Source organism: Pseudomonas tremae, assembly GCF_023278125.1.
In the GTDB taxonomy this organism is placed as follows: Bacteria; Pseudomonadota; Gammaproteobacteria; order Pseudomonadales; family Pseudomonadaceae; genus Aquipseudomonas; species Aquipseudomonas tremae.
The window spans coordinates 4,328,735-4,351,065 of the sequence record NZ_CP066270.1; the positions used below are offsets into that span (position 1 = coordinate 4,328,735).

22 protein-coding genes are annotated in these 22,331 nt (G+C 59.1%); 11 read left to right on the forward strand and 11 right to left on the reverse strand.

Annotated elements, in window-relative coordinates; all coding sequences use genetic code 11:
* The first annotated feature begins 1 nt into the window (after window position 1).
* The 8 genes from lptC to I9H09_RS19615 all read left to right on the forward strand — a co-directional run bounded on the left by lptC (window position 2) and on the right by I9H09_RS19615 (window position 5,521).
* Window positions 2–574, forward strand: a complete 573-nt coding sequence (gene lptC, locus I9H09_RS19580; RefSeq protein ID WP_005889048.1) for an LPS export ABC transporter periplasmic protein LptC — start codon at window positions 2–4, stop codon at window positions 572–574.
* Complete coding sequence (gene lptA, locus I9H09_RS19585) at window positions 561–1,109, forward strand: lipopolysaccharide transport periplasmic protein LptA (protein ID WP_005889046.1); 549 nt, start codon at window positions 561–563, stop codon at window positions 1,107–1,109. The genes lptC and lptA overlap by 14 nt, the downstream gene beginning before the upstream one ends.
* Window positions 1,109–1,834 carry an LPS export ABC transporter ATP-binding protein gene (gene lptB, locus I9H09_RS19590; RefSeq protein ID WP_005889045.1) on the forward strand — a complete coding sequence of 242 codons (726 nt, stop codon included), beginning with the start codon at window positions 1,109–1,111 and terminating at the stop codon, window positions 1,832–1,834. The genes lptA and lptB overlap by 1 nt, the downstream gene beginning before the upstream one ends.
* A 182-nt stretch (window positions 1,835–2,016) precedes the next feature.
* On the forward strand, window positions 2,017–3,510 hold the full coding sequence (locus tag I9H09_RS19595) for an RNA polymerase factor sigma-54 (protein WP_005889042.1): 1,494 nt from the start codon (window positions 2,017–2,019) through the stop codon (window positions 3,508–3,510).
* A 74-nt stretch (window positions 3,511–3,584) separates the two neighbouring features.
* Window positions 3,585–3,893 (forward strand): ribosome hibernation-promoting factor, HPF/YfiA family, encoded by a 309-nt coding sequence (gene hpf / locus I9H09_RS19600; RefSeq protein ID WP_005889040.1) that lies wholly within the window; start codon window positions 3,585–3,587, stop codon window positions 3,891–3,893.
* 11 nt (window positions 3,894–3,904) lie between these two features.
* Window positions 3,905–4,372 (forward strand): PTS IIA-like nitrogen regulatory protein PtsN, encoded by a 468-nt coding sequence (ptsN, locus tag I9H09_RS19605; RefSeq protein WP_005889038.1) that lies wholly within the window; start codon window positions 3,905–3,907, stop codon window positions 4,370–4,372.
* A 2-nt stretch (window positions 4,373–4,374) separates the two neighbouring features.
* Window positions 4,375–5,232, forward strand: a complete 858-nt coding sequence (rapZ, locus tag I9H09_RS19610) for an RNase adapter RapZ (RefSeq protein WP_005889037.1) — start codon at window positions 4,375–4,377, stop codon at window positions 5,230–5,232.
* A gap of 16 nt (window positions 5,233–5,248) precedes the next feature.
* Window positions 5,249–5,521 (forward strand): HPr family phosphocarrier protein, encoded by a 273-nt coding sequence (locus tag I9H09_RS19615; RefSeq protein ID WP_005889036.1) that lies wholly within the window; start codon window positions 5,249–5,251, stop codon window positions 5,519–5,521.
* 197 nt (window positions 5,522–5,718) lie between these two features.
* Here the strand turns inward: I9H09_RS19615 and I9H09_RS19620 are convergent, their stop codons facing one another.
* The 3 genes from I9H09_RS19620 to pmbA all read right to left on the reverse strand — a co-directional run bounded on the left by I9H09_RS19620 (window position 5,719) and on the right by pmbA (window position 8,412).
* Window positions 5,719–6,330 carry a superoxide dismutase gene (locus I9H09_RS19620; protein ID WP_024668799.1) on the reverse strand — a complete coding sequence of 204 codons (612 nt, stop codon included), beginning with the start codon at window positions 6,328–6,330 and terminating at the stop codon, window positions 5,719–5,721.
* 1 nt (window position 6,331) lies between these two features.
* Window positions 6,332–6,793, reverse strand: a complete 462-nt coding sequence (locus tag I9H09_RS19625) for a DUF2753 family protein (RefSeq protein WP_005889034.1) — start codon at window positions 6,791–6,793, stop codon at window positions 6,332–6,334.
* Window positions 6,794–7,065: 272 nt separating this feature from the next.
* On the reverse strand, window positions 7,066–8,412 hold the full coding sequence (gene pmbA, locus I9H09_RS19630) for a metalloprotease PmbA (protein ID WP_005889033.1): 1,347 nt from the start codon (window positions 8,410–8,412) through the stop codon (window positions 7,066–7,068).
* A 107-nt stretch (window positions 8,413–8,519) separates the two neighbouring features.
* Between pmbA and yjgA the strand changes: the two genes are divergently transcribed.
* Window positions 8,520–9,041 (forward strand): ribosome biogenesis factor YjgA, encoded by a 522-nt coding sequence (yjgA, locus tag I9H09_RS19635; RefSeq protein WP_003364101.1) that lies wholly within the window; start codon window positions 8,520–8,522, stop codon window positions 9,039–9,041.
* A gap of 41 nt (window positions 9,042–9,082) precedes the next feature.
* On the opposite strand, the gene tldD is transcribed toward yjgA, so the two are convergent.
* The 8 genes from tldD to mreB all read right to left on the reverse strand — a co-directional run bounded on the left by tldD (window position 9,083) and on the right by mreB (window position 20,371).
* Entirely contained in the window at window positions 9,083–10,522 is a 1,440-nt protein-coding gene (tldD, locus tag I9H09_RS19640) for a metalloprotease TldD (RefSeq protein WP_024668797.1), read from the reverse strand.
* 2 nt (window positions 10,523–10,524) lie between these two features.
* Window positions 10,525–11,370: a carbon-nitrogen hydrolase family protein gene (locus tag I9H09_RS19645; protein ID WP_122347395.1), complete on the reverse strand. Its 846-nt coding sequence runs from the start codon at window positions 11,368–11,370 to the stop codon at window positions 10,525–10,527.
* A gap of 48 nt (window positions 11,371–11,418) precedes the next feature.
* Complete coding sequence (locus tag I9H09_RS19650; RefSeq protein ID WP_122366338.1) at window positions 11,419–15,234, reverse strand: YhdP family protein; 3,816 nt, start codon at window positions 15,232–15,234, stop codon at window positions 11,419–11,421.
* Between the two features lie 193 nt (window positions 15,235–15,427).
* Complete coding sequence (rng, locus tag I9H09_RS19655) at window positions 15,428–16,885, reverse strand: ribonuclease G (protein WP_005889028.1); 1,458 nt, start codon at window positions 16,883–16,885, stop codon at window positions 15,428–15,430.
* Window positions 16,882–17,484: a Maf family protein gene (locus tag I9H09_RS19660; protein WP_005889026.1), complete on the reverse strand. Its 603-nt coding sequence runs from the start codon at window positions 17,482–17,484 to the stop codon at window positions 16,882–16,884. The genes rng and I9H09_RS19660 overlap by 4 nt, the downstream gene beginning before the upstream one ends.
* Window positions 17,485–17,551: 67 nt before the next feature.
* On the reverse strand, window positions 17,552–18,043 hold the full coding sequence (gene mreD, locus I9H09_RS19665) for a rod shape-determining protein MreD (RefSeq protein ID WP_024668794.1): 492 nt from the start codon (window positions 18,041–18,043) through the stop codon (window positions 17,552–17,554).
* Entirely contained in the window at window positions 18,036–19,103 is a 1,068-nt protein-coding gene (mreC, locus tag I9H09_RS19670) for a rod shape-determining protein MreC (protein WP_024690096.1), read from the reverse strand. Before mreC ends, mreD begins: the two co-directional genes overlap by 8 nt.
* 230 nt (window positions 19,104–19,333) lie before the next feature.
* Window positions 19,334–20,371: a rod shape-determining protein MreB gene (gene mreB, locus I9H09_RS19675; RefSeq protein ID WP_002555108.1), complete on the reverse strand. Its 1,038-nt coding sequence runs from the start codon at window positions 20,369–20,371 to the stop codon at window positions 19,334–19,336.
* Window positions 20,372–20,576: 205 nt separating this feature from the next.
* Between mreB and gatC the strand changes: the two genes are divergently transcribed.
* Together gatC and gatA are read left to right on the forward strand one after the other, a co-directional pair.
* Complete coding sequence (gene gatC / locus I9H09_RS19680) at window positions 20,577–20,864, forward strand: Asp-tRNA(Asn)/Glu-tRNA(Gln) amidotransferase subunit GatC (RefSeq protein ID WP_002555109.1); 288 nt, start codon at window positions 20,577–20,579, stop codon at window positions 20,862–20,864.
* 14 nt (window positions 20,865–20,878) lie between these two features.
* Complete coding sequence (gene gatA, locus I9H09_RS19685) at window positions 20,879–22,330, forward strand: Asp-tRNA(Asn)/Glu-tRNA(Gln) amidotransferase subunit GatA (RefSeq protein WP_122347293.1); 1,452 nt, start codon at window positions 20,879–20,881, stop codon at window positions 22,328–22,330.
* The last annotated feature ends 1 nt before the right edge of the window (window position 22,331 follow it).

Genomic DNA, 22,331 nt, shown 5'->3' on the forward strand with positions numbered 1-22,331 from the left:
TATGTTCACTAAAAAAATTCGGAAGTTCCTGCTTTTCGGGGTACTGGCAGTACTGCTGGCAGCTGTCGGCTACTGGAACGTCAGCCCGGAAAGCTTCATGGATCAACCTGCAGGGTCGGCTGACGACACCGCCATCGACTACTATGCAATCAATACACGCAGCGTGCAGTACTTGCCCGACGGCACACTTCAGTACGACATGACCTCCGACAAGGTAGAGCATGTAAAGGCCACGGACGTGAGCCTGCTGACAATGCCGAATCTGCATATGTACCGTGGTGGCGAGTTCCCTTGGCACGTGCAGAGCAAAAGAGGCGAAGTTTCATCGGCCGGCGATCAGGTCGAACTGATGGACGCCGTTCGTGTGGAGCGCACCGATGAAAAACAACGTACGACCATTATCACCAGTAGTCGCATGACCGTATTCCCTCAGAAGCAATATGCGGAGACCGACCAAGACGTTAGAATCGACGGCGCGGGCGGTGTCACTACGGCCAAGGGAATGAAAGCGTATTTGAAAGACAGCAGGATGGACCTGCTCTCCAACGTAAGAGGACAGTATGAGTCTCGTTAAAACTCTTCCTTTATTGCTCGGCCTGGGCGCAGCACTGGGAAGCGCGAGCGCCTGGTCCCTGCCAACTGACCGCGATCAGCCGATCCACATCCAGTCGGACGATGCCCAGCTCGATGACAAGAAAGGCGTTGCGACCTACAAGGGCAATGTCATCATCACCCAGGGCTCGATGAAAGTGACCGGCAACACGGTAACGATCACACGTAATGCCCAGGGCGAAGTCGACGTTTTCACCTCGGTCGGCAACCTGGCCTATTACGAGCAGAAGCCTGCGCCGGACAAGCCGATCGTGCAGGCGTATGCCGTCACTATTCAGTATTACGCCGGGCAGGACCGCATTGTCCTGATCGACAAGGCCAAGGTTATCAATGACGGCAATACCTCCGAAGGCGAGAAGATCGTCTACGACACGGTCAGGCAGGTTGTCACTGCTGGCCGCGCCAATGGTGGCACCAAGCTGACCACACCACGTCCGCGTATCGACATGGTCATCCAGCCCAAAAAGAAAACCGATCAACCTCAGAAGGCCCAGTAATGGCGACGCTCAAAGCCCAGCATCTGGCTAAAAGCTATAAGGGCCGACAGGTCGTGCGCGATGTGAGCATCTCCATCGACAGCGGCCAGATCGTCGGTCTACTAGGCCCCAACGGCGCCGGCAAGACCACCTGCTTCTATATGATCGTCGGCCTGGTGCGGGCTGATCAGGGTCGAGTACTGATTGATGATCTGGATGTCAGCCATCAACCCATGCACGGTCGCGCCCGCGCAGGTATCGGCTACTTGCCCCAGGAAGCATCGATCTTCCGCAAGCTGTCCGTGTCCGACAACATCATGGCGATCCTCGAGACCCGCAAGGAACTCGATGCCGGAGCCCGCCGCAAGGAGCTGGAAAGCCTCTTGCAAGAGTTCCACATTACCCACATCCGCGACAATCTGGGCATGAGCCTTTCGGGTGGCGAGCGTCGCCGCGTCGAAATCGCCCGCGCTCTGGCCACTGCGCCGAAATTCATCCTGCTGGATGAACCGTTTGCAGGCGTCGACCCGATTTCGGTGGGCGACATCAAGCAGATCATTCACCACCTCAAGGCCAAGGGTATCGGCGTACTGATCACTGACCACAACGTTCGGGAAACCCTGGACATCTGCGAAACTGCCTACATCGTCAATGACGGACAGCTGATTGCAGAAGGTGATTCAGAGACCATTCTCGCGAATCAGCTGGTGAAGGAAGTCTACCTCGGTCACGAATTCCGCCTCTGATCGACTGCCGCCGGCACATCGCGGCAGTGGAAGCCCGGGCAGCGTATTGACATTATTTTATTTGTCATAACGCTCTAGGCAAAGGTACAGGTTTCAGGCATATAATTTGCTTAATGATGGCGCTCCGGCGCCTGTAGTAGATGGCGCGTGTGCGCCGGCGAATAAGGTGTTTAGCCCCTGCCATGAAACCATCGCTAGTCTTGAGAATGGGCCAGCAGCTGACGATGACACCGCAGCTGCAACAGGCAATCCGCTTACTTCAGCTTTCCACTCTGGACCTCCAGCAGGAGATTCAAGAGGCGCTGGAGTCAAACCCTATGCTTGAGCGGCAGGAAGAAGGCGACGACTTCGACAACTCCGACCCGCTTGCCGACAACATCGAACAAAAGCCCAACCCAGATGTTCAAGAACCCACCTATCAGGAATCCGCGCCTACCGTGGACAACCTGGAGGACGGCGAGTGGAGCGAGCGCATCCCGAACGAATTGCCGGTCGATACGGCATGGGAAGACGTTTACCAGACCAGTGCCAGCAGCTTGCCAAGCAATGACGATGACGAGTGGGACTTCACCACCCGGACCTCGGTAGGCGAAAGCCTGCAAAGCCACCTGCTATGGCAACTGAACGTTGCGCCGATGTCAGACAAGGACCGCCTGGTAGCCGTTACGCTGATCGACTGCATTAACAACCAGGGTTATCTGGACGAGACACTCGAAGAAATCCTCGAGTCCTTCGATCCTGAGCTGGATATCGAACTCGACGAAATAGAAGCCGTTCTGCATCGCATCCAGCAGTTCGAGCCGGCAGGCATAGGGGCGCGCAACCTGAGCGAATGCCTGCTGCTGCAGCTGCGCCAGCTTCCGGCCAAAACCCCGTGGCTGACCGAAGCGCAACGTCTGGTTACCGACTACATCGACCTGCTCGGGAGCCGCGACTACGGGCAGTTGATGCGCCGCATGAAGCTCAAGGAAGATGAACTGCGTCAGGTCATCGAATTGATCCAGAGCCTCAATCCACGCCCTGGTTCGCAAATCGAGTCTACGGAAGCCGAATACGTCATTCCCGATGTAATCGTGCGAAAAGACAACGAGCGCTGGCTGGTCGAACTCAATCAGGAATCCGTACCGCGCCTGCGCGTCAACCCGCAATACGCCGGCTTCGTGCGTCGCGCCGATACCAGCGCCGACAACACCTTCATGCGCAACCAGTTGCAGGAAGCCCGCTGGTTCATCAAGAGCCTGCAAAGCCGCAACGAAACCCTGATGAAAGTGGCCACCCAGATCGTCGAGCATCAGCGAGGCTTTCTCGAGTACGGCGACGAGGCCATGAAACCGCTGGTCCTGCATGACATTGCCGAGGCAGTGGGCATGCACGAGTCGACCATCTCGCGGGTGACGACGCAAAAGTTCATGCACACCCCACGCGGTATTTACGAGCTGAAATACTTCTTCTCGAGCCATGTGAGCACCTCCGAAGGCGGCGAATGCTCGTCTACGGCGATCCGCGCGATCATCAAAAAACTGGTCGCTGCGGAAAATCAGAAAAAGCCGTTGAGTGATAGCAAGATCGCTGGTTTACTGGAGGCACAAGGCATTCAAGTAGCCCGTCGCACAGTCGCCAAATACCGCGAGTCACTCGGGATAGCGCCTTCCAGTGAGCGTAAGCGATTGATGTGATGCAGGCCGAGCCACAGCGTCCCGGTGACAGGCATCACGCCTGTCGCTTTATGCACTGGCAAAGGAGAAACTGTATGCAAGTCAACATCAGTGGACACCAACTGGAAGTGACCAAACCCCTTCGCGAATACATTGAGCTCAAGCTCAGGAAGCTCGAGGGGCATTTTGACAAGATTACGAACGTGCAGGTCACGATGGCGGTCGAGAAGCTAAAGCAAAAGATCGAAGCCACGCTGCATATCCACGGTGGAGAGGTCGTTGCCAATGCTCAACATGACGATATGTATGCAGCTATCGACCTGCTCACTGACAAGCTCGACAGACAATTGCTCAAGCATAAGGAAAAGCAGCAAAGCATCCTCAAAGGTGCGGCCGCTCGCTAACGCCCATTTAAATGATCCGAATTGAAAATATCCTGACCGCCGGCCGTTCACTTGTGAACGCGCCGGGCGGCAGTAAAAAGTCTGTACTCCAGGAAATCGCCAACCTGATCGGTCGCGAAGTCCCGACGATAGATACGGACACCGTATTTACCAGTCTCGTGGCTCGCGAAAAGTTGGGATCGACCGGTTTCGGCAATGGCATAGCCATCCCTCATTGCCGCCTTGCCGCCTGCGAGCAGCCTGTAAGTGCCGTGATTCACCTCGCCAACCCGATTGATTTTGACGCCATCGATGGTGCGCCGGTAGACCTGCTGTTTGTATTGCTGGTGCCACAAGCCGCTACCGATGAGCACCTGGAGTTGCTGCGCCAGATCGCCAGCATGCTCGACGATAAAGATGTGCGTAAGCGCTTGCGCAGTGCCACCAGTAACGAAGCGCTTTATCAAGTGGTGCTGGACGTACAGAACGGAAAGACCTGACCATGCGCATGATCATCGTCAGTGGCCGCTCGGGCTCGGGCAAAAGTACCGCGCTGGATGTTCTTGAAGACAGTGGCTTCTACTGCGTCGACAACCTTCCGGCCGGCCTGCTGCCAGAGCTGGCAGAGCGCGCGCTGATCAATACCGAGCTGGCCGAGCCGTTGCTGGCGGTTTCAATTGATGCACGCAACCTGCCAAGCCACCTGACCCGCTTTCCGCAAATGCTCGATGAAGTGCGCGCGCGCAATATCCAGTGTGACGTGCTGTACCTCGATGCGGACGAAGCAACGCTGCTCAAGCGCTTTTCGGAAACCCGTCGTCGCCATCCGCTGAGTACGGCAGATCGTTCACTGGCCGAAGCGATACGCGACGAGACCACCCTGCTCGGCCCGATCATCGACCTGGCCGACCTGAAGATCAACACCACTCACCTGAACCTCTACCAGCTGCGCGATGCGCTCAAACTGCGCTTGCTGAACAAGCCTGAGCCAGGCACCGCCTTCCTGATCGAGTCTTTCGGGTTCAAGCGTGGCATGCCTGTTGACGCAGATCTGGTTTTCGACGTGCGCTGTCTGCCCAACCCCTACTGGAAGCCCGAGCTACGCGACCATTCAGGCCTTGAGCAGCCGGTCATCGACTATTTGTCAGTGCAGCCCGATGTAGAAGAAATGTTTCAGGATATCTTCTCCTACCTCAATAAATGGTTGCCACGGTTCGCTGCCAGTAATCGTTCATACGTTACTATTGCCATCGGCTGCACCGGCGGGCATCACCGCTCCGTCTACCTGACAGAAAGGCTTGGTCAGGTCTTGCAACAATCACTCAAGAATGTTCAGGTTCGCCACCGCGACCTTAGCTGAAAGGATTTTCTCTGCGATGCCCGCCCGTCAAATCACCATTATCAACAAACTGGGTCTGCACGCCCGTGCCGCCGCCAAATTCGTGGGTGTCGCAGGCAAGTTTCCCTGCAAGATCAGAGTCGGCCGCGCGCCGGAAAGCATGGTCGACGGGAAAAGCATCATGGCGGTGATGATGCTCGCAGCGGGCAAAGGCACCGAGATCCATCTGCACACCGAAGGCGAGTTTGAACAGGAAGCGCTGGACGGGCTGGTAGAGCTGATTGATAACAAGTTCGACGAGGGCGAATAAGCCCTCGTACCAGGTACGTCACGCTGATGCTCGATGCATCACCCGCAACACTGCACCTGCAACCAGCTCAGGCCCTGCCCTGCCAGCAGCGCCATTCCCGCCATAAACAGAAGCGCCCCGACAACAAGACGCAACCGCCTCACACGGCTGATAGTAAGCACTTCAGAGCGCACGTGCAGACTCGCCTGATTTGACAGTCAGGCCAGTGCGGCTTCATAGCGTCGGGCAACTTCGTTCCAGTTGATCACGTTGTAAAACGCGTTGATGTATTCGGGCCGACGGTTTTGATACCGCAGGTAGTAGGCATGCTCCCATACGTCCAGGCCTAGAATCGGCGTATTGCCGTTCATCAACGGACTGTCCTGATTGCCGCTGCTTTCAACGACCAGCTTTTTGTCCGGGGTGACACTCAGCCAGGCCCAGCCGCTGCCAAAACGCGTCAATGCCGCCTTGGTGAAAGCTTCCTTGAAACGCTCGAAGCCGCCCAGCTGCTCATCGATTGCAGCCGCGATAGCGCCTTGGGGCAAGCCACCGCCGCCGGGCACCATCACTTCCCAGAACAGCGAATGGTTGGCATGGCCGCCGCCCTGATTGATAACCGCAGGGCGCAGGTTCTCAGGCAGTTGGCTGACGCTGGCCACCAGCTTTTCGACGGACCAGTCGGCAAACTCGGTTCCTTCGACCGCTGCGTTGAGGTTGGTGATGTAGGTCTGGTGATGCTTGGTGTAGTGAATTTCCATGGTTTGCGCATCGATATGCGGCTCGAGTGCATCGTAGGCGTAAGGCAGTGCTGGCAAGGTGTAGGACATATCAATGTGCTCCGTGGAAAAGGCCTGAGGAGGCCGTGGAATCGTGCTGTAGCGACGACCTGAGGCGCTCGCCGTTGCAGTTCAGCAGTCGATGGGTACGCGGATATTCGCCATGTTCACTGATGAAGCTCAGCAGCTCTGCATAGGTTTTGCTGCTGTGGCGCAGTGCAGCCTGGCGCAGGGACGGTGGCAGACGTGGGTTCTGCATGGTCTGCAACAAATGCTGATGGATCGCACAGAGGTACTCCGCGCTCTCCTCCGGCTGACCGAGACTGAGGTGCAGGTCCGCCAGGTTGTGATGGGAGATCACGCAGGCGGCAACGGCTTCGTCGACATCCTTCCAGCGTTCGAACAGCACTTGCGCCAGGGCCAGCGCCTGAAGGTACAACTCACGCGCCTCGACCCACTCACCAAGACTGAAACAGCGATTGGCCTGTTCAATGGTGCGTTTCCAATGCTGCATGACATACCTCCAGAGGCGCTGGCTGAGCGGATCAAATGACACAGGCAGCCAAAATACACCTTCAAATGATACTCATTATTAAATGAGATTCTGACTCAACACAAGCCTGCCGATGAGATTGATTCTTGAACGGGGTAACACAAGAGCGATCAGTCACTCATGAGTTCTGATCATGGAAGGATGATGCGAAGGGAGTGCGGCGGGGATCGTTCAAAAACTGCATGCCAATGCAGCGCATTGGCATGAGGAGTCGCTCAATTGGTGCCGGGGGTTCAGCTTCCCGCCACCATCATCCGTTCGATCAGTACCGAGCCTGTACGGATGTTGCTGCGTAATTCAAGGTCGCTGCCGACGGCGACGATCTGCTTGAACATGTCACGCATATTGCCAGCAATGGTCACTTCCTGAACCGGGAACTGGATCTCGCCGTTTTCGACCCAGAAACCTGCAGCCCCGCGAGAGTAGTCACCAGTCACCATGTTCAGGCCACTGCCCATCAGCTCGGTGACCAGCAGGCCACGCCCCATGCGTCGGATCAGCGCGTCCTGATCTTCTGTGCCGTGAGTGACGAACAGGTTGTGGACGCCCCCCGCATTGGCGGTACTCGGCATGCCCAGCTTGCGGCCGGAATAGGTGCTCAATATGTAGGAAACCAGGTCGCCGTTCTCGACAAACGGCTTGGCATAGGTCGCCAGACCGTCGCTGTCGAACGCCGAGCTGCCCATGGCGTGCATCAGGTGCGGACGCTCGTCGATGGTCATCCACTCAGGGAAAAGCCGTTGGCCCAGCGAACCTTCGAGGAACGATGATTTACGGTACAGGTTGCCGCCGGAAATCGCGCCGAGAAAACTGCCGAACAGGCCACCCGCCAGCTCGGCAGCGAACAGCACTGGCACTTCACAGGTTGGCACAGGACGCGCGCCCAGACGGCTCGCCGCACGCAGTGCAGCCTTGCGACCGATGCTCTGCGCGTCGGCCAATAACTGGCCCTTGCGATTGACGTCATACCAGTAGTCGCGCTGCATCTGGCCGTCGCCCTCGGCGATCATCACGCAACTGAGGCTGTGCCGGGTCGACGCATAGCCGCCGACAAAGCCATTGCTGTTGCCGTATACACGACAGCCCTGATGCGTGTTGAGCGTGGTGCCGTCCGCATTCTTGATGCGGCTGTCGGCGTCGAACGCAGCCGCTTCACAGGTCAGCGCCTGTTCGATGGCCTGTTCGGGGGTGATGTCCCAGGCATGATACAAATCGAAATCCATGACTTCCTTGGCCATCAACGCCGCATCGGCCAGACCGGAGCTTTCGTCCTCGGACGTATGCTCGGCGATCGCCAGTGCGGCAGCGACCGTTTCGCGGATGGCATCGGCGCCTGTTGCCGACGTACTGGCAGAGCCTTTGCGCTGCCCTACGTACAAGGTGATACCGAAGCCCTGATCGCGATTGAATTCGACTGTCTCGACTTCACGCTGACGGACCGATGTCGACAGCCCCTGATCCACCGACACAGCGACTTCGCAGGCACTGGCGCCCTGACGCCTGGCTTCAGCGATGATCTGCTCGACCTGTTCCTGCAGCTCGGGCAAGGCCTGTGGGCCGACGCTTTGGGTTGCACTCATGACTTTCTCCATCAAATTCTTCTTTCAGCACAGGCCGAATACCGACCGGGCCGGACAAGCGGCCCTCGACTGGTTATCATGGCGGCGTTTATTTGCGGACTGCCCCCATGGTTGATTCTTACGACGACTCCCTCGACGGGGAGAAAAGCAAAACCCAGGTCAAACGAGAGCTGCATGCTCTGGTTGATCTCGGCGAGCGACTGACAACACTCAAAGCCGATGTACTGGCCAAGCTGCCTCTGACCGACGCCTTGCGCAAGGCTCTGGCTGAAGCGCCCAAACACACGGCCAATATCGCCCGAAAACGGCATATTCTGTTCATTGGCAAGCTGATGCGCGATCAGGACCAGGAAGCCATTCTGGTGCTTCTGGATCAACTCGACGCATCCACTCGCCAGTACAACGAACGTTTTCATAATCTGGAGCGCTGGCGAGATCGCCTGATCGCAGGTGATGACGCCGACCTCGAGAAATTCGTTGTCGAATACCCCGACGCCGACCGTCAGCAACTGCGTTCGCTGATCCGTCAGGCGCAACACGAAGTTGCACGCAACAAACCGCCGGCCACCAGCCGCAAAATCTTCAAATACATCCGTGAGCTGGACGAACTTCAACGCGGACTGCGTTGATGTCGACCTCGGGGCCGGCAACAACCGGCCCCGACTCACAATCAGTTACCCGTACCGCCAACCGTGATCGCGTCAATTTTCAGCGTAGGCTGCCCCACACCAACCGGCAATGACTGACCATCCTTACCGCATGTACCAACGCCGCTGTCCAGCGACAGATCGTTGCCGACCATCGAAACCCGGCTCATCGCTTCTGGCCCATTACCGATCAGGGTCGCACCTTTGACCGGCGCAGTGATCTTGCCGTCTTCGATCAGGTAAGCCTCACTGGTCGAAAACACGAACTTGCCGCTGGTGATATCAACCTGACCGCCGCCGAGGCTGGCGCAATAGATGCCTCGCTTCACCGACGCGATGATTTCCTGCGGATCGCTCTGCCCGCCCAGCATGTAGGTGTTGGTCATGCGCGGCATTGGCAGATGCGCATAAGACTCGCGACGACCGTTGCCAGTGCTCGCCACGCCCATCAGTCGTGCATTGAGCTTGTCCTGCATGTAGCCCTTGAGCACGCCGTTCTCGATCAGCGTGGTGCATTCGGTTGGCGTGCCTTCGTCATCGACGCTCAGCGAACCTCGACGCCCGACCAATGTGCCGTCGTCAACGATGGTGCAGAGTTTCGACGCGACCATCTCGCCCATGCGTCCGCTATAGGCCGAACTGCCTTTACGGTTGAAATCGCCTTCCAGACCGTGACCCACCGCCTCATGCAGCAAAACACCGGACCAGCCGGAACCGAGCACTACAGGCAAGGTGCCTGCCGGCGCCGGGATAGCTTCGAGATTGACCAGCGCCTGACGTAACGCTTCGCGGGCGTAGCCCATCGCACGATCGTCAGCGAGGAAATAACGGTAGTCGGTACGCCCGCCTCCGCCATGCCCGCCACGCTCGCGACGGCCGTTCTGCTCGACGATAACGCTGACGTTGAAGCGCACCAGCGGGCGCACATCGGCAGCCAGGCTGCCATCAGCGGCCGCGACCAGAATGCGTTCCCAGACCCCGGCCATGCTCACCGACACCTGCTGGATACGCGAGTCCAGCGCGCGCGTCGCGACGTCGATACGCTTGAGCAACTCGACCTTCTCGGCTCGGCTCAGCACTTCCAGCGGGTTATCCGGGGCGTACAACTGGGCGACGTCCTGCGACGTGAACGCCTGTACCCGGCCATTCTGACCAGCGCGGGAGATCGAGCGCGCAGCGCGGGCAGCCGTGAGCAGAGCGTCATGGGTGATAGCGTTGCTGTACGCGAAACCGGTCTTTTCTCCCGACTGGGCACGTACGCCCACCCCTTGATCAAGGTTGAAGCTGCCTTCCTTGACTATGCCGTCTTCGAGTGACCAGGACTCGGAAATCATGCCCTGAAAATACAGATCAGCCGCGTCGATACCAGGACCGGCAAGCTCGCCGAGCACCGATTGCAGGCTGTCGAGGGTCAGGCCGCCGGGTGCCAGAAGATGTTCGCTGACTGAGGACAGATCACTCATATTTACTCCGAAGCAGGCCGCATGGCGTCCTGCGAAAAAAAGCGCCGGTGACTGGACACCGGCATCCGCGCCCGTATGGACGCTTGTTCTTCACTGTCGCGTGTGGCCAGCAGCACGGCTTCACCCTGCGCGTGCTGAGCCAGTACGCGGCCCCATGGATCAACGATGGCCGCGTGTCCGTAAGTCTCGCGAGGCCCCGGATGGACCCCGCCTTGTGCCGCCGCCAGCACGTAGCACTGGGTTTCGATGGCCCGCGCCCGGATCAGGATGTCCCAATGCGCAGCCCCCGTAACCGCCGTAAATGCCGACGGCGCAGTAATCAGTTCAGCGCCCGCTTCACGCAGCGCGGTATACAGCTCGGGAAAACGCAGGTCGTAACAGACCGTCAACCCCAGACGACCGACAGGTGTGTCGGCTACCACCACATTGTTGCCATGCGCGTAGTCGTCCGATTCACGGTAATGGCCTCGATGGTCGGCAACGTCTACGTCGAAAAGGTGCAGTTTGTCATAACGGGCTACCTGCTCGCCGTGCTCATCGATCAGCAATGAGCACGCCGTCACCTTGCCATCAGGTTGACCATCAGGCGGCAGCGGCAATGTTCCGGCAACAATCCATAACTTGAGGTCGCGAGCGGCAAGTTTCAACCATGGCAGGATCGGCCCTTGCCCATCAGCTTCTGCGCGACCGATATCTGCTACGTCGCGACGCCCGATGGCCGCGAAGTTTTCAGGCAGCACAGCAAGCCGGGCACCGCCCTCGGCGGCCTGCTCCAGCAAGCCACGTGCCTTGGCCAGGTTGGCTTCGACGTCGCTCTGGCTGACCATCTGAATCACGGCAAAAGACATTGCGCCCCGCTCCTTGATGACATGGCCACCACTGTACTCCATGAGGCGCTACTGGGGTTTCTCAAATGGCTTGTCGAAGGTGATCCTCGGTTCTTTCCACGGCCCTTCAACCTTGTACTGAACGCTGGCGAAGCGGGCAACCCGGTCGCCCAGCAGCTTGTCGACCAGAAACAGCGCTCCGCCAATGGCCGGCGCGCCGACGATAAGGGCGGCAATCGGCAGGTTGTTGGTCACTGGCAAGGTCACCAACAGCTTGGCATCCACCCGGTCGCGAACCATGTCCAGCGTACCGTTGAGTTCCAGGTTGCTGGACGGTCCGGTCAGGGTAATCGGATTGCGTGTCACGTAAACCCCATCGCTGGCCACCAACAAGCCCTTGACCCGGTCATAGCTCAAACCCTTACCGAGCAGGTCAGAGAAGTCCAGACGCAAGCGACGACCAATGGAATTGAAGTTCAACAGACCGAACACGCGCAACGCCTGGGCACCACCTTCGACCTCGACAAACTGGCCTCTGTTCAACGTGGCATCCAGGCTGCCGGAATAACGCTTGAGGCCTACCCAGGCAGGCGAACCGGGCCAGCGTCCGTCAACATTCAGTTCGAAACGTTCACTGGTAACGGTCGGCGCAAAATTCCAGGCCTTCAGCACATCTGCCAGGTTCTTGCCGGCCAGATGGCCCTTGAACCAACTGCTGCTGGCACCCGGAGCGCCCTCCCAGGCACCGTCGCCCTCAAGCAGGATGCCTTTGAGCCCCAGACTCAGGTCCGACATACGCATGCCGGTGGGCGTCGGACGAATCTTCAGTGCCCAGGCGCCCAGCAGTTGATCGCCTTGAAACAGCTGGGCGATCTTGACGTCCAGCGCCGGAATATTGCGCGGGTCTATGTCCGCCAGCGGATCAGGCGCGTTCTCGATTACGGTGGCATTCGGGTCAGAGGCTGGCAGGCGCACATACAGCATGTCGATGCCGATGGGCGCAGACTTGGCGTCCGGCAGCAGCGCCGTACCTTTGACCAGCGCACTGTCCAGCGACAAGGCCCATGCTGCGGCGTTGCGCTGCAATTGAACACGTACGTCATTCAGCGTGGTGCCCATCGCCGTCAGCTTGCCGATCTGCAGGTCTACGCTGTTGAGCAGCTGTTTGGCGCTACCACCCGCATCACCGCCGGAATAACGTGCTGCCAATTCCTGCCAGGGGGCAACGTCCAGCTCGGACAGTTCACCACGAACTCTCACCCCTTTGGCATCAGGCACGATTGCGCCGCCCCGGCCCAGATAAAGCTCGCCACGCCCGTCGGCGAATTTGCCGCCTGGTGCTGCGAAAGCAAAATTGGCCAGATTGTCATAGGCGGCGCCCAACCGACGCTCGGCTCCTTGAAGGGTCATGCGGAATTCGCTCGGGCGCTCTTCATCTGCCGTCTTGCCGAACGGCGCCGGCAGATCGATCGCCACCCCTTTGAGGGTGGAACTGATCAGCATCGGGCTGTCCTTGCTGTCCAGTGTCAACTGCAACTGATAGGGCAGATCGCCAGACACCGGCAACGGTTGCGTAACGTTCAGCCAGTCAGTCAGTTTCTTCACGGTGACCTGACCGTTAGCCATAATGCGCGTCACATTGGCGCCTGGCTTGCCCTCGGCAGCGATTTCCGCTGTCACCGGACGATCAAATGCCTGTGCCTTGATGCCCTTGCCACTCAGGCCGCTGTTGCTGTCGAACCGGAAGTCGCCCTTGAGTCGGGTCAGTTCCAGCACCGGATCGGCCAGCTTCAAGCGTGCATTGTCCGTGCTGAAATCCACCAGGACTTTGGGCTCGACGCCCTTGGCCAGCGGAATATCCAGCTTCAGCTTGCCATCCAGCGGGCCTTCGCCCTGCCATCCGGCAAACGTGCTGCCGGTGCCGATCGGTGCTTGCTGAAGGATTTTCAGGCCATCGCCCAGGCTTCCGGAAAAATTGCCATCGACCAACAAGTGGCTGTCCTGACCTGACGGGACATGCGGGATATTCACCAGCACATTGCTGACTTTGGTGTTCAGCAATTGCCCCTTGCTCGCCTTGACACGTACACCGCTGTTTTCAACATACACCTTGCCATCCACACCGGTCAGCGAAGGCCAGCCCGGCTGGAACGCCAGCGTTGCATTGCTGACATCAAAAAACAGGCTGATCACACGGGCTGTGTCAGGAGAGCTCTTGTTAAGCGAGCCCTGGTACTGGAAAAAACCTTGCTTGACCGCACCACTCACCACCGCAGTGCGCAGCCAGTGATCGAGTTCCGGGCTGAGCGCGGTCGGCAGGTATTTGCTGGTATAGCGACCGTCGCCATCGACCATGCCGACGCGCAAGTCCATGTAGTCTTCCTGATCGTGACTGAGGTGGATCTTGATCAGGAAGTCCGCAGCTATCTTGCCCTCATCACCCAGCACCTTGATGTAGGGGGCGATCAGGGTGAACGCCTGATCGTCCAGCTTCCAGGTCAGGCGAGCATTGGCCTTCCGGTAAAACCACGGTTTGGCGAAAATAGGGTCCAGGTGCAGCATGAAATCATCGGTATCGAGCCGCAGCTCACCTTGTCCCAGATCGCCGCTGATTGCACCGCTGACATTGCCGGCAGCCGGCGCGCCGCGATAAGCGTTGAAACCGACGTTGTCCAGATTGGCCGCAAACCCGAGGCGCTGGTCGCCCGTGGCTTGCGGACGATAGTCGAGCAACACGTTGCGCAGCCCGCCTGTGACTTTGAGGCCATCAACCACGGCCATGGCTTTTTCCGGCAATGGCGCAAAGGAGTCGATCAACGGTGTGAGCGGCGTAAGGTCGAGGCGGTCAGCCTGTACGTGCCAGAGTTCTTCGCTGTCAGGTGTCGCAGCAGCCTGGGTCAGCTGCAGGCGGCTTTCCCAACGATCGCTGCCGAGGCTCATCGCCAGTGAATCAAGATTAACGTCAAAGCCTGCGTCTGTACGCGCGAACCAGGCGTTAAGTGCCAGATTATCGACCGTCGATGGCTTGCGGCTGGCGTAGGCGCCTTTGATCTGCGGCGCATTGAGGCGCGCGGTGGCGCTTTGGACGGTGCCTTTACCCCAGCTCATCCACACCTCGCCGCCAGCCTGCAGCGTCGACAGGCTCCACTCACGCGTGAGGCTTTTCGGCAACCATTTGGCCCAGTCGCTTTGCGGCAGGCTGGCGTATATATCGGCCTCGCCTTCTTTCCACTGACTGGCCTGAATGCGCGAGCGCACGTTCAGCGCAAACGGCTGACCGTCCGGCAGAGTCAGGCGGGCATCAAGACGCTGGTGATAGGGGCCGGTGGCCAGGCTCAGATCGACATAGGTCAAGGTCATCGGCGCAGCATCATACGGCTGGACCGTCACCTGACTACCAAGCAGCGACAGATGTTCGACCGCCTGCACCTGGTTCAGCACCTGCTCGGGGTCGAACGGGCTGTCGTCACGCACCGGCAAGCCCTGCACTGCCCAATTGCCGTCCTGATCCTGCCTGAGGATGAACTGCAGACCGTCTACCTCAAGGTGAGCGATCCGCACTTCTCGGGCCAGCAGGCTGCCCCATAGATCGGGAACGATCCGCACGCGATCCAGACGCAAGGCTGTCGCCCCTTCGCCGACCATCACATCGTGGGCCAGCAGCACCGGAGCAAAGCGGCTCCAGCTGCCTTCCAGCCGCCCGATGCTCAATGGCATGCCCAGCGCGCTGGTGGCTTTGGTTTCTACATCGACACGGTATTCGGCAACCAGGGGTGTGAGCTGACGTCCGAGGCTGACGTAAAGCGCCGCGAGCACCAGCAGCAGCGCACACAGGCCGAGCCCCCAGCGCGTCAGAGTCGCAATGATGCGAGAAAGGCGCCCCATTTCAGGATGCCCTCCACTGCGGGATGCAAAAACCGGAATCGGCGAATCGATTCCGGCTCAACGGTGCAGGTGCGGTCAGGTACAGGTTTTGCTCGTTCGCCACACATCATTCTCGATAAAACGGCATACCTGCCAAAAACCCTTCGGGCGCTCGTTATAACTTCTCAAAATAACTTTCAAACGGCCAGCATCCTCAGAGCAGCACTACGTCGTATTGTTCCTGCGAGTACATGGTTTCTACCTGAAAACGGATGGTGCGGCCAATAAAGCTCTCAAGTTCAGCCACATTGCCCGATTCTTCGTCCAGCAATCGGTCCACCACACGCTGATTGGCCAGAACCCGATAACCCACGGCCTGATAAGCACGGGCTTCGCGCAGAATCTCGCGGAAGATTTCGTAACAGATGGTCTCGGGGGTTTTCAGCTTGCCGCGTCCGGCACAGCAATGGCAGGGCTCACACAGCACCTGCTCAAGGCTCTCACGGGTGCGCTTGCGCGTCATCTGCACCAGACCGAGCTCGGTGATACCGATGATGTTGGTCTTGGCGTGGTCGCGCTCCAGCTGCTTCTCGAGCGTGCGCAATACCTGACGCTGGTGTTCACCGTCCTCCATGTCGATGAAGTCGATAATGATGATGCCGCCCAGGTTGCGCAGACGCAGCTGCCGGGCAATCGCGATCGCCGCTTCGAGGTTGGTCTTGAAGATGGTTTCTTCCAGGTTGCGATGCCCCACAAACGCCCCGGTATTGACGTCGATGGTGCTCATCGCCTCGGCAGGGTCGATCACCAGATATCCGCCCGACTTGAGCGGCACCTTGCGCTCGAGAGCTTTCTGGATTTCGTCTTCGACGCCATACAGGTCGAATATCGGTCTCTCGCCCGGATAATGCTCGAGTCGATCAGCAATTTCAGGCATCAGTTCAGCCACGAACTGCGTGGTCTTCTGAAAGGTTTCTCGAGAGTCGATACGGATTTTCTCGATGCGCGGGCTGACCAGATCACGCAAGGTCCGAAGCGCTAGCCCCAAGTCTTCGTAAATCACCGTGGGCGGGCTGACAGTCTTTATCTGCTCGGCAATCTGATCCCAGAGCCTGCGCAGGTAACGAATGTCCATCAGGATTTCATCGGCACCCGCGCCTTCCGCTGCGGTGCGCAGGATAAAGCCTCCGGCCTCCTTGATACCCTCAAGGGCCACGCAATCACTGACCACTTTCTTGAGCCGCTCGCGCTCCGCCTCGTCCTCGATTTTCAGGGAAATACCGACGTGGGCAGTGCGCGGCATGTACACCAGGTAACGTGAGGGGATGGATAGCTGCGTCGTCAGCCGTGCGCCCTTGCTGCCGATCGGATCCTTGGTGACCTGCACCACAAGGCTCTGCCCGTCGTGCACCAGCGATGCGATGCTTTCGACCGCAGGCCCTTCGCGCATGGAGATTTCCGATGCATGAATGAACGCCGCGCGGTCCAGGCCGATGTCGATAAACGCTGCCTGCATACCAGGCAAAACCCGTACGACCTTGCCCTTGTAGATGTTGCCGACGATACCCCGCCGCTGGGTGCGCTCGACATGCACCTCTTGCAGCACGCCGTTTTCCACCACTGCTACCCGTGATTCCATGGGGGTGATGTTGATCAGAATCTCTTCACTCATGACTTGTCACCTTCCAGGCATTGCCAGCAGGGTATGCCGAAACGGCCGAGCAGTTCTGCGGTTTCGCACAGAGGCAGACCCACAACCCCAGAATAGCTGCCTTGCAAGGCCTCGACGAAAATCGCCGCCAGCCCTTGAATGGCATAGCCCCCGGCCTTGTCGGCAGGTTCGCCGCTGGCCCAGTAGGCGTGTGCCTCAGGGGCCTGAATCGGGCGAAAGCGCACAAGACTGCTCACGACACGGGTTTCACTGCGTTGCCGGTCACAGAGCGCGACGGCCGTCAGCACGCTGTGTTCACGCCCTGACAAGGCATTCAGCATGGCCAGGGCGTCCGCTTCATCGACCGGTTTGCCGAGAATACGTCCATCCATCACCACTGCGGTGTCAGCACCCATCACACACGCCTGCTGATCGGCTGGCAACAACGCCAGACCGGCCTGGGCCTTTCCGAGCGCCAGACGCTCGACGTAGGCCGCAGGGGTTTCGTGGTCAAGAGGGGTTTCGTCGATCTGAGCGCCCAGCACAGTAAAGGGCACACCGATCTGAGTCAGAAGTTCGCGGCGGCGCGGCGAGCCAGAAGCCAGATAAAGCAAGGGCATAAGGACATCTCCGTGTCTGTGCGGGTGAGCACGAACGACGCAACAGGGCGTCTCGCTCACCTTGCGTTTAATTGATTTTCAAACGTTTGCGCAATCCACGCAGGCCGTAACTTATCCAGGGCCACAACAGCGCACTGACCAGCGCCGGCAGAACCAGCGCCAGAGTGGGCTGACGATTACCCGTCAACGCGCTCAGCCAAAGCTGCGCAAGCTGCGCCAGACCAAACACTACCAACAGCACCAGACACTGCTGCCACATGGGAAACATGCGCAGGCGCTGCTGCAAGGACATCACCAGAAACGTGATCAGGCTGAGGATCAGCGCATTCTGGCCGAGCAATGTGCCGTACAGCACATCTTCCATCAGCCCGAGTATCCACGCAGTGGCCATACCATATTTGTGCGGCAGCGTCAGAACCCAGAAGGTCAGCAGCAAGGCCAGCCACAAGGGCCGGAAGATTTCCATGAACTGTGGCAGCGGCGAAACGCTCAGCAGCAGGCCGATCGCGAACGTCAGCCAGACCACCCAGCCATTGCGTCCGGAAACATGACTAACCATCGATAGGCTCCCGGGCGCCGGAAGGCGTCGTTGCAGCCGGTCGGGACGAGGCAGGCCGGGAGGCGGGCTTCGCTGGCGTGACAGGCACAGCGGCAGGCGCTGGCGTCGTCGGCTGAGCGGCAGATTTATGAGCGGCGGTGCTGCCGGGGAATACCGGGATGCTCGCCTGCGGCCACATCGGGAATGCGGGCGCCGGCGGAGGCAATGTCGCCATCACTGTAGGCTCGATACCCTTGTCGAGCGATTCCTGAGCCTGCGCAGCGTCGGCTGCCCGCTCTTCCGGCGAGCGACCGTCGGAGAACACCAGCAGCAGGTAGCGGCTGCGATTCAGGGCTGCCGTGGGCACAGCGCGAACGATCGCAAACGGCTGGCCGGAATCGTGAATGACTTCCTTGACGGTCGCCACCGGGTAGCCTGCCGGAAAACGCTGGCCGAGCCCGGAGCTCACCAGCAGGTCGCCCTCTTTGATGTCAGCCGTATCTGCCACATGCCGAAGCTCAAGACGCTCCGGGTTGCCGGTACCACTGGCGATGGCGCGCAGACCGTTGCGATTGACCTGCACCGGGATGCTATGGGTCGTGTCAGTCAGCAACAAAACGCGTGAGGTGTAGGGCATGAGCTCGACAACCTGGCCCATCAGACCGCGCGCGTCGAGCACCGGCTGGCCGAGCACCACGCCATCGCGCTCGCCCTTGTTGATGATGATGCGATGGGTAAAAGGGTTCGGGTCCATGCCGATCAGCTCGGCGACCTCGACCTTCTCATTGACCAGTGCCGAGGAGTTCAGCAACTCGCGCAGACGAACGTTCTGCTCGGTCAATGCCGCCAGCTTTTGCAGGCGACCTTGCAGGAGCAGGGCTTCGGTCTTGAGTTTTTCGTTTTCTGCGATGAGCTCGGTGCGGCTACCGAACTGACTGGCAACGCCTTGATACAAACGTTGTGGCAGATCGACGATCCAGTAGGACTGCATGAGCACCATCGACATCTGGCTGCGCACGGGCTTGAGGATCGTAAAGCGGGCGTCGACAACCATCAACGCAACCGACAGAACGGCCAGCACCAGCAGACGAACGCCCAGCGACGGGCCTTTTGTAAAAAGCGGTTTAATAGGCCGCTCCTTCCAGGCATGCGATCGTCGGATCGAACTTCAAATGGCAATTATTCATGCGGTATGTAACCGGCCCGGACAAATGAGAGAGATAGGCACCTGTTTCGGCGTCAGCCTGATGCATACAGGTAGCACATACGCCACCTGCATACAAAAGGCTCCATGAAAGGCACCCCGGCGAATTATTCGCTGGAGAGCAGATCCATGGTGTGCTTATCCATCATTTCCAGCGCACGGCCACCGCCACGCGCCACGCAGGTCAGCGGGTCTTCGGCAACGATCACCGGCAGACCTGTTTCCTGAGCCAGCAGCTTGTCCAGATCACGCAATAGCGCACCACCACCGGTCAACACCAGACCACGTTCGGCGATGTCCGAAGCGAGTTCTGGAGGCGATTGTTCCAGGGCGCTCTTGACCGCCTGAACGATGGTCGCCAGCGACTCCTGAAGTGCTTCAAGCACTTCGTTGGAGTTCAGGGTGAACGCACGAGGCACGCCTTCAGCCAGGTTACGGCCACGGACGTCGACTTCACGCACTTCACCGCCCGGGTAGGCCGTGCCGATTTCCTGCTTGATGCGTTCGGCGGTGGACTCGCCGATCAGGCTGCCGTAGTTGCGACGCACGTAGGTGATGATCGCTTCGTCGAAACGGTCGCCGCCCACACGTACGGATTCGGCATACACCACACCGTTCAGGGAGATCAGCGCGATTTCCGTGGTGCCGCCGCCGATGTCGACAACCATCGAACCGCGAGCTTCCTCTACTGGCAGACCCGCGCCGATGGCTGCTGCCATTGGCTCTTCGATCAGGAATACTTCCCGTGCGCCTGCGCCCAGGGCCGATTCGCGAATGGCGCGACGCTCAACCTGAGTGGATTTGCACGGCACGCAGATCAGCACACGAGGGCTGGGCTGCAGAAAGCTGTTTTCGTGAACCTTGTTGATAAAGTACTGCAACATTTTTTCGCAGACGCTGAAATCGGCGATAACGCCGTCTTTCATGGGGCGAATGGCTGCAATGTTGCCTGGAGTACGGCCCAGCATGCGCTTGGCCTCGGTACCGACAGCGACGACACTCTTCTGGTTGCCATGAGTACGAATGGCGACGACAGAGGGCTCATTCAGAACGATACCGCGCTCACGCACGTAGATAAGGGTGTTGGCAGTGCCCAGGTCGATGGATAGATCACTGGAAAACATGCCACGCAGTTTCTTGAACATGGGAAAGGGACCCTAGGGAACGCGTGGTAAAAAAAGTGCGGCAAACTCTAACAACGACAGGGATTTTGGGCAAGGAGCCAATATGCTAAATTGACGCTTTTCCGAACCCTACCCTCGACGTTAGCGGCTTGAGACAGTCATAACGCGATAGTGTTCCGCAATTGGCAACAAAGCAAATCCGTCAGCCTTCCACTGGAGATACCCCATGGCGCTTGAACGCTCCGACGTGGAAAAAATCGCTCATCTGGCCCGACTGGGGCTCAATGACGCCGATATCCCGCGTACTACCGAAGCATTGAACAGCATTCTCGGCCTGGTCGATCAGATGCAGGCGGTCGACACCACCGGCATCGAACCGCTGGCCCATCCGCTGGAAGCAACCCAGCGCCTGCGCGAAGACGCTGTCACCGAGCGAAATCGCCGCGACACTTACCAAGCCATCGCACCTGCGGTCCAGGACGGTCTGTATCTGGTTCCGAAAGTCATCGAGTAAGGGAAAGCGCCTGCATGCATCAAATGACTCTGGCCGAGATCGCTCGCGGACTCGCCGAAAAAAAGTTTTCTTCTGAAGAGCTGACCCGGGCTCTGCTGTCGCGCATCGCACAGCTTGACCCGCAGCTCAACAGTTTCATCACCCTCACCGAAGACCTGGCCATCACTCAGGCCCAGGCGGCGGACGCTCGGCGTGCAGCTGGTGAGAATGGCGCCCTGCTCGGCGCCCCGCTGGCGCACAAGGACCTGTTTTGCACCCAGGGCATCCGCACCAGTTGCGGGTCTCTGATGCTCGATAATTTCAAGGCACCGTACGACGCCACCGTGGTTTCACGACTGGCTTCGGCTGGCACAGTGACGCTGGGCAAGACCAACATGGACGAATTCGCCATGGGTTCGGCCAACGAGTCGAGTCACTATGGCGCCGTGAAAAACCCGTGGAACCTGGAATGCGTGCCAGGCGGTTCTTCGGGTGGTTCGGCAGCCGCTGTCGCTGCACGCCTGCTACCTGCCGCAACCGGTACCGATACCGGCGGCTCGATCCGCCAGCCTGCGGCACTGACCAACCTCACCGGCCTCAAGCCGACCTACGGTCGTGTGTCGCGCTGGGGCATGATCGCCTACGCCTCCAGTCTCGATCAGGCCGGGCCGATGGCTCGCACCGCAGAAGACTGCGCACTGCTGCTGCAAGGCATGGCCGGTTTCGACCCGCAGGACTCCACCAGCATCGACGAGCCGGTCCCGGACTATTCCGCCAACCTCAATACCTCGCTCAAGGGCCTGCGTATCGGCGTGCCAAAAGAGTATTTCAGTGCAGGCCTCGACCCGCGCATCGCGCAGCTGGTGCATGAAAGCGTCAAGGAGCTGGAAAAACTCGGCGCAATCGTCAAGGAAGTCAGCCTGCCGAACCTGCAACACGCCATTCCTGCCTACTACGTCATCGCTCCGGCAGAAGCCTCGTCCAACCTGTCGCGTTTCGACGGTGTGCGTTTCGGCTACCGCTGCGAAGACCCGAAAGACCTGACCGACCTGTACAAGCGTTCGCGCGCCGAAGGCTTCGGCCCGGAAGTCCAACGTCGCATCATGGTCGGCGCCTACGCGCTGTCGGCGGGTTACTACGACGCCTACTACTTGCAGGCGCAGAAAATCCGTCGCCTGATCAAGAACGATTTCATGAGCGCATTTGCCGAAGTGGACGTGATTCTCGGCCCGACCACGCCTAACCCGGCCTGGAAAATCGGCGCCAAGACTCATGACCCGATTGCCGAATACCTGGAAGACTTCTACACCATCACCGCCAACCTGGCGGGCCTGCCCGGCCTGTCCATGCCAGCGGGTTTTGTCGATGGTCTGCCGGTCGGCGTGCAGCTGCTCGCTCCGTATTTCCAGGAAGGCCGCCTCTTGAATGTGGCGCATCAGTATCAGCAAGTCACTGATTGGCACACTCGCGCACCTGAAGGCTTCTGAG